Source organism: Symbiopectobacterium sp., from assembly GCF_051710365.1.
GTDB lineage: Bacteria > Pseudomonadota > Gammaproteobacteria > Enterobacterales > Enterobacteriaceae > Symbiopectobacterium.
Map to the genome: position 1 here is coordinate 1 of NZ_JBPETA010000150.1, position 7,480 is coordinate 7,480.

The window sequence follows — 7,480 nt, forward strand, 5'->3', positions numbered from 1 at the left end:
ATGTTTTAGGGACAATAAAAGCGTTACATCAGTACAGCAATTGGTATCAAATAATTTTCATTTGTGTGATTTTTGAGCGTATCAAATATTTTGCCTTTCGGTATCAAATGATTTGCCGCGCTATAGGTGATATTGCCGTGAGTGAGACAGGACTCACCAACCTGCTGGATGAGCAAACGGGTGCCAACAAAGAGACCACCATTTTCTTCCAGGCAGATAAAACCGTCGATTACGAAACCATGATGCGTGTTATGGATACCTTGCGCAAGGCGGGCTATCTGAAGGTCGGCTTGGTGGGTATGGAGTCAGCCGGTAAATAATTGCCTGGACCGTCCCGCGTTTCTGGCGGGACGGCCTCTCATACTGTGCGTTCAGGTAAAACGCGTATATTGCCCCTTTGCCTACGGCGTCCCCGTATAACCCCATCAACGTCAAACTTTCTCCCCAACACATCGTGTAAAGTGTGCCGTCAGCAACGCGCATCCGTCATTCGCGATTTCACATGGGCTTTTTACCCTGAAGACATGGCCTGCGCTTTCGGCATCGGTGACGCTGCCTGTTTGCATTACAGCACGGCGTAATGATTACAACAGGTTGATTTTTCACCGCCATGACGCATTATGAGAGGTTGCGAGTAACTTATCGAACTACGATAAGGTTTTACCGTGCAATCACGCATAGCACAGGGTATATAGCGGTGGAATCGGTAATGCGTAATATTCTGATTTTTGTTTTAACGCGCGCGGGTGTGTCATGCGTGTCATAGCACCAGGAGAGGCCTGATGAGCAAAGGAAAGGAGCTGTCTATTATTTCCCGCTATATGAAAAAGCTGCATGTGTTGACGCTATGCGTAGGGGGAAATTCGGAATTATGGTGTGCGAGCTGCTTCTATACTTATGACGAAAATGAGGTCGCTTTCTACATCATGACAGAAACCTCGACGCGTCATGGTGAAATGATGCTGCACTACCCGGCGGTTGCCGGGACGATTGCCGGGCAACCTAAAACCGTCATGCTGATCAAAGGCGTGCAGTTCAGCGGTCAGGCATTACTGCTACAGGGGGAAGAGGCCGTGTCGGCCCGCGAGCGCTACACACAGCGTTTTCCTATCGCCCGGGGGGCGACCTCACCCGTTTGGCGCTTGCGGATCGATACCCTGAAGATGACGGACAATACGCTGGGTTTTGGCACCAAACGGCATTGGCACCGCGACGAGGAAAACGACGGATAACTGAATGCATCTGGCAACAGGAGGAGCCATGAGTCGAGTATTGCTGCTAGGCGCGACAGGATTGATTGGGCAGGAATTGCTGAAGCTGCTGCAAGCCAATAGCCGGGTAGAGGTTATCTATGCGCCCACGCGCAGGCCTCTGCCCGCTCAGGATAAACTGGTCAATCCTTGTCATGAGGATGTGCGCGTTGCGCTGGCGCAATTGCATGAGCCGGTCGATATTGTGTTTTGCTGCCTGGGGACCACGCGCAAGCTGGCGGGCAGTAAGCAGGCGTTTCGCTTTGTGGATTATACGCTGGTGGTCGACAGTGCCGCGCGGGCCAAGGCGCTGGGCGCTACACACCTGCTCACAGTGAGCGCGATGAGTGCCAGTGCTACGTCTCCGTTTTTCTATTCACGCATCAAAGGTGAGATGGAAGCGGCGTTGCGTCAGCAAGGCTGGCGACATTTGACACTGGTACGCCCTTCACTGCTGTTGGGCGAACGGACAACGCGACGGCCGCTGGAGCACTTTTCCGCACCGCTGCTCAAGTGGCTGCCTGCTAAATGGCGAGCGATTGAAGGAAAAGCCGTGGCCCGTGCACTGATGAATCACGCCTTTTCACCCGAACCAAAAGCCAGTGTGACGGTGCTCGAGGCCGAGGAACTGCGCGCCTGGGGCAGCCCGCCGCTTGCGCCGGAGTTGCACGGTTAAGTCTGCGACTGTCATCGCAAACGATGGACAACCTGATTGCTGCTGCCGCGCCAGATTAACGCAGAATCTTTGAGATCCTGTACAAATTTACCGTCTACCAGTACGTTGATAAGTGCCACAACCTGTTGTTGTGCGGGCGTAAGCTCAGCGAGCAGGTAGCCTGTCCACATCCAGATGTCTTTTCCGGGGCATTCGGCATGAATGCGCTCCACCAAACGCAGCACATCCGGTACGTTTTGTGGATGGAGCGGATCGCCACCGGAGAGCGTCAAGCCCTGGCGCGAAATCTGCGTATCCTGCAAATCGGCAATGATCTGGTCTTCCAGCGCCTGAGTAAAAGGCTGGCCGGAATTGAGCCGCCAGGTGCTTTTATTGTAGCAACCTGGGCATTGATGTACGCAACCGGAAACAAACAGCGTACAGCGCGTGCCGGGCCCGTTGACCACTTCAACCGGGTAGTACTGGTGATAATTCATGGTATGGCATTGTTTACTGTATAATATTTTGATAAATAAAGATTTTATGAGTAGAGATATCCGGCGTCCGTTGACACCGGTAAGCGTGCAAAGCTGGTCACATCCTTGCGACCATCAGGCACGACGCGGGCTGCTTAGCCCAGTTGACCATTGCCGAGGTGCTTGATCCGGCGTTTGACCTCCTCCTGTTTCCCGGCGTTAAACGGACGTGCATCCGGGCTGCCCAGATAGCCACATACCCGACGCGTTACAGATACGCGTGCGGAGTCGTGATTGCCACATTTCGGGCAGGTGAAGCCTTTGCTGGTGCACTCAAATTCACCGGTGAAGCCACACTCATAACACTCATCGATCGGCGTATTGGTGCCGTAATAGGGCACACGGCTATAGCTGTAATCCCAGACGTCTTCCAGCGCTTTGAGGTTATGTTGCAGGTTCGGATACTCGCCGTAGCAAATGAAGCCTCCGTTTGCCAGCGGTGGGTAGGGCAGTTCAAAGTCGATTTTCTGGTAAGGATTCACCTTCTTCTCCACGTCCAGGTGAAAGCTGTTGGTGTAGTAACCTTTATCGGTCACGCCTGGTACCACGCCGAATTCAGCGGTGTCGATACGGCAGAAACGGTCACACAGGTTTTCACTCGGCGTACTGTAAAGGCTGAAACCGTAGCCGGTTTCTTCTTTCCACTGATCGGTCGCGGCTTTCAGGCGTGCGACGATGGCGACCGCCTTTTCACGCAGTTGCTCATTGTCGAACACGTGTGTCTGGTTGCCAAACAGCGCGTTAATGGTCTCATGAACCCCAATATAGCTCCAATGAGATCGATGCCCGACCGTTTTTGAAGATCTCAGCGACGTTGTCGTCTGCTTTCAGGCGTACACCGCAGGCACCTTCCATATACAGGATCGGAGCGACACGGGCTTTGACGTTTTCCAAACGCGCGATGCGCGTCATCAACGCTTTTTTCGCCAGTTGCAGACGATTATCCAGCAGGTTCCAGAAACGCTCTTCGTTGTGTTCCGCTTCCAGCGCGATGCGCGGCAGGTTGAGGCTGATTACCCCGAGGTTGTTGCGACCATCGTGGATCTGCTTGCCCTCTTCCTCATACACGCCAAGGAAGCTGTGGCAGCCCATGGGCGTCTTAAACGAGCCGGTAACCTTAACAACCTGATCGTAATTGAGGATATCCGGGTACATCCGCTTGCTGGAGCAATCCAGTGCCAGTTGCTTGATGTCATAGTTCGGATCGGCAGCCTTGTGATTGACACCGTCGCGGATAGCGAACACCAGTTTGGGGAACACCGCAGTTTTACGGTTTTTGCCCAGACCGGCAATACGGTTGCGCAGGATGGATTGCTGGATCAGACGCGATTCCCAACTGGTGCCGAGGTCGAAACCAAAGGTGACGAACGGCGTCTGACCATTGGCAGTGTGCAGCGTATTTACTTCATATTCCAGCGACTGGAAGGCGTCGTAGCACTCTAGGTACGAGACAGCGCATAGGCGTCCGCATCGGGAATGTGCCACTCATCAGCGGTTTCCCGGTGCTTTTTATGGCTAGCGGTGACGAACGGTGCCAGAATTTCATCGATACGGTTAATGGTGGTGCCGCCGTAGATGTGGCTTGCCACCTGCGCGATGATTTGGGCCGTCACTGCCGTCGCGGTTGAGATGGATTTTGGCGGCTCAATCTCTGCGTTACCCATCTTGAACCCTTTGGTCAACATGCCTTCAAGGTCGATAAGCATACAGTTGAACATCGGGAAGAACGGGGAGTAGTCCAGATCGTGGTAGTGAATTTCACCGCGTTCATGGGCAATCACCACGTCGCGCGGCAGGATATGTTGCTTGGCATAGTGCTTGGCAACGATACCGGCCAGCAGGTCGCGCTGGGTAGGGATCACTTTACTGTCTTTGTTGGCGTTCTCGTTGAGCAGAGCCATGTTGCTCTGTTCAACCAGACCGCGAATTTCCTGATTCAAACGGCAGCGTTGTTCGCGGGCGACATCACGATCGTGACGGTACTCAATGTAGGTACGCGCAAGCTGCTTATACTGGCCAGACATCAGCAGGTTTTCAACGGCGTTCTGGATATCACGGATATCCACACGTGCTTTCCCTTGCATTTGTTGAGCGACCACACAGGCCACGGTTGCACAGTAATCTGTATCATCAACTCCTGCTGCGTGCGCAGCACGTTCGACCGCCTGCTTGATGAGCATTTCATCAAAAGGCACCTAGCAACCGTCCCGTTTAATCACTACTGGTTTCAACGTTCGTTCCTCAGAGTTGTCCACAAGCGGAATCCGCAGCGGACAAGGGCTGCGGGGGGTTGTGGATGATATTGTGGATAAGTACTACATGTAGTGTCTGTATTTATGATAGACACTATATGTAGTTTTGGGTGAAAAGAAATTCGCGATTTATTGACCTGGAACAAAGAATTTCGAGCAGCGTAGAAAGGGTGTGCAATGGCGTTGAGCGAAATAAAAATAATATATTGATTTGATTAGTAGTTTTTTATCTCTGCGCCATAAGGCAAATTACGAACAAAAAAGCATAATAAACGTAGGGAAATAACAATAAGCAGGGCAATTATATCGCTGGGTGAAACGCGTTCATTCTCACAGAGATCCCCGGCTTTCGCCGAGGATGACGGAGAGTAAAGTGACTTTGTCAGCAATCTCAAGGGGCGACGGTTTCGCCCCGTGCTGCATCAATCGATGCTTAGCGGCGTACCGCGATGGCTTCGATTTCGATCTTCACATCTTTTGGCAGACGCGCCACTTCCACACAGGAGCGCGCCGGAAACGGTGCCTGATGCTGAGTAAAGAAGGCTTCGTAAGTAGCGTTAACGGTGGCAAAGTCTTGCAGGTCTTTCACAAATACCGTGGTTTTCACGATGTCGGCGACTTTCAGGCCCGCCGCTTCCACAATGGCCTGCACGTTTTCAAGAGACTGACGCGTTTGTGCGACGATGTCCTCGGCAATCAGGCCGCTTTTCGGGTTTACCGGGATCTGACCGGAAGTGATGATCATGCTGCCCAGATCGACACCTTGTACATAAGGGCCGATAGCGGCTGGGGCGTGTTCCGTGCTGATGCTACGTGACATGGCTTCTCCTGGATTTCGACGTGGCTATTTTCGAAGGGACAATTCCCGCCGGGCCTGCGCCGGGCGGGATACAACTTACCATTATTCAGAAAAGCGCGGCGCAGGCAATGGCATTGATGACCCTGCACACGTCGCACAGCGGCTTAGCGGTCAGCCAGCACGGCCTGACGTTCAAACTCTTTCTCGCAGTATTTGCACTTGAGGTGCGCATCGCCATCGCGTTGCTTGACGCTGAACGACGAGGTGACTGGCTCACTGCGGCTGATACAGTTGCTGTTCGGGCAGGTTAGCACGCCATCAATACGTTCCGGCAGGCTGGGAACCAGCTTGCGTACCACCGCGTAGTCATCAATCTGGTTAACAGTGGCCTGCGGGGCGTAAATCGCCAACTGGTTAGCCTGCTGCTCTGTCAGGAAGATGTTCTCTATCTTGATCAGATCCTTGAGCCCCAGATGATTGGAAGGCAGGTTCAGTCCGATGGTGATGCGCTGGTCGGTGGCTGTCAGCTTGAACAGCGTCAGCAGCTTGAAGCCAACCTGCGCTGGGATATGGTCGATAACGGTGCCGCGTTTGATGGCTTCAACCTGTAATTTGTTATCCTGAGTCATGATGCTTTCCCCTCTCACAGAACCAGTTCGCGATTTAATACCAGCGCCAGCAGCGCCTGACGTGCAAAGATGCCGTTGCCTGCCTGTTGGAAGTAATAGGCGTAAGGCGTGCTGTCGACGTCCGTCGTTATCTCATCCACGCGCGGCAGCGGATGCAGCACTTTCAGGTTGTCGCGGGCAGCATTCAGATCGACCGCGCGCAGCACAAACTGCGATTTGATATTGATGTACTCGGACGGGTCCAGTCGCTCTTTCTGTACGCGAGTCATGTACAGAATATCCAGCTCCGACACCACCTCTTCAATGCTGGTGTGCAGGCTATAGGTGATGTTCTTCTCTTCCAGCATCGCCAGAATGTAATCCGGCATCGCCAGTGCGTCGGGGGCGATAAAGTAGAAGCGATTACCGTCGAATTTCGCCAGTGCCTGCGTCAGGGAGTGCACGGTACGGCCATATTTCAGGTCACCAACCATGGCGATATTGATATTATTCAAACGTCCCTGGGTTTCCTGAACGGTGAACAGGTCGAGCAGGGTTTGCGTCGGGTGCTGGTTAGCACCGTCTCCGGCGTTGAGCACCGGAATGCCGCCGGAGAACTCGGTGGCAAGATGCGCGGCGCCTTCCTGCGGGTGGCGCATCACGATGGCATCCACATAGTGGCCGATCACTGAAATGGTATCTGCCAGCGTCTCGCCCTTCTTGCCGAGCGACGTGTTGTTACTGTCAGCAAAACCGACCACGGAAGCGCCCAGACGGTGCATCGCGGTTTCAAAAGAGAGCCGGGTGCGCGTCGAGGCCTCAAAGAAACAGCTGGCGATCACTTTATGTTTTAACAACTCCGGCTGCGGCTTGGCCTTCAGGCTGGCGGCCACCTGCAACGCCAGCTCCAAATCTTCACGGGTGAGGTCGTTAATCGAGATGATGTGTTTTTGATAAAGCGGATTGACCATGTTTGCTTTTCTCCCAACGGTTAGCCCTGAAACATTTTTCTCTCGCTCGGCCAGTCGGCAGGCGAGGTTCGCCCGGTATGACAGGCAAAAAAAAGCCCCTTCAACGAGGGGCTTTTTTTAAACGATCGGTGATTGCCGGAAAAGAGGCGGCGCGCTGACGAAAAAAGGGGTCAGCAGCGTGATAAATACAGCATGTGGTGATGCAAGCGCACATGGTTCCTCCTGGCAAATTGTGGCGCATTATACGCGCGCGATTTGCTATTTCAAGCGCTAATTTATGCGCAATAAGGCTTTGTTGAATAAATAGAAAGTTTGGGTAATCATCGGATCAGATCACCATAGTTGTTTCAAAATCAGGTCTCCATGGCAAAACAAAATTTTAAAATCACTAACTGGCCCTCCTATAACA

Annotated in this window: 6 protein-coding genes and 2 pseudogenes; 3 read left to right on the forward strand and 5 right to left on the reverse strand. The window is 53.0% G+C overall.

What is annotated here, in order from left to right:
• Positions 1-122: 122 nt before the first annotated feature.
• The 3 genes and pseudogenes from ACTBDZ_RS12975 to ACTBDZ_RS12985 all read left to right on the forward strand — a co-directional run.
• Positions 123-320, forward strand: a pseudogene (locus ACTBDZ_RS12975) (biopolymer transporter ExbD); the annotation flags it as partial.
• 462 nt (positions 321-782) lie between these two features.
• A complete protein-coding gene (locus ACTBDZ_RS12980) occupies positions 783-1,232 on the forward strand; it encodes a YhbP family protein (protein ID WP_438815625.1) in 450 nt (149 codons plus the stop codon).
• Positions 1,233-1,260: 28 nt separating this feature from the next.
• Complete coding sequence (locus tag ACTBDZ_RS12985) at positions 1,261-1,926, forward strand: NAD(P)H-binding protein (protein ID WP_438815626.1); 666 nt, start codon at positions 1,261-1,263, stop codon at positions 1,924-1,926.
• A gap of 11 nt (positions 1,927-1,937) precedes the next feature.
• Here ACTBDZ_RS12985 and nrdG read toward each other — a convergent pair whose 3' ends face one another.
• The 5 genes and pseudogenes from nrdG to pyrB form a co-directional block, all read right to left on the reverse strand.
• Positions 1,938-2,402, reverse strand: coding sequence for an anaerobic ribonucleoside-triphosphate reductase-activating protein (nrdG, locus tag ACTBDZ_RS12990; RefSeq protein ID WP_438815627.1), 465 nt, complete (start codon positions 2,400-2,402; stop codon positions 1,938-1,940).
• Between the two features lie 134 nt (positions 2,403-2,536).
• A pseudogene (gene nrdD, locus ACTBDZ_RS12995) lies at positions 2,537-4,636 on the reverse strand (anaerobic ribonucleoside-triphosphate reductase).
• A gap of 490 nt (positions 4,637-5,126) precedes the next feature.
• Positions 5,127-5,513 carry a 2-iminobutanoate/2-iminopropanoate deaminase gene (gene ridA / locus ACTBDZ_RS13000; protein ID WP_222159267.1) on the reverse strand — a complete coding sequence of 129 codons (387 nt, stop codon included), beginning with the start codon at positions 5,511-5,513 and terminating at the stop codon, positions 5,127-5,129.
• A gap of 143 nt (positions 5,514-5,656) precedes the next feature.
• The gene (gene pyrI / locus ACTBDZ_RS13005; protein WP_438815628.1) at positions 5,657-6,121 is read right to left on the reverse strand and encodes an aspartate carbamoyltransferase regulatory subunit; all 465 of its coding nucleotides are present in this window, start codon (positions 6,119-6,121) and stop codon (positions 5,657-5,659) included.
• Positions 6,122-6,135: 14 nt separating this feature from the next.
• Entirely contained in the window at positions 6,136-7,071 is a 936-nt protein-coding gene (gene pyrB, locus ACTBDZ_RS13010) for an aspartate carbamoyltransferase (RefSeq protein WP_438815629.1), read from the reverse strand.
• Positions 7,072-7,480: the final 409 nt, after the last annotated feature.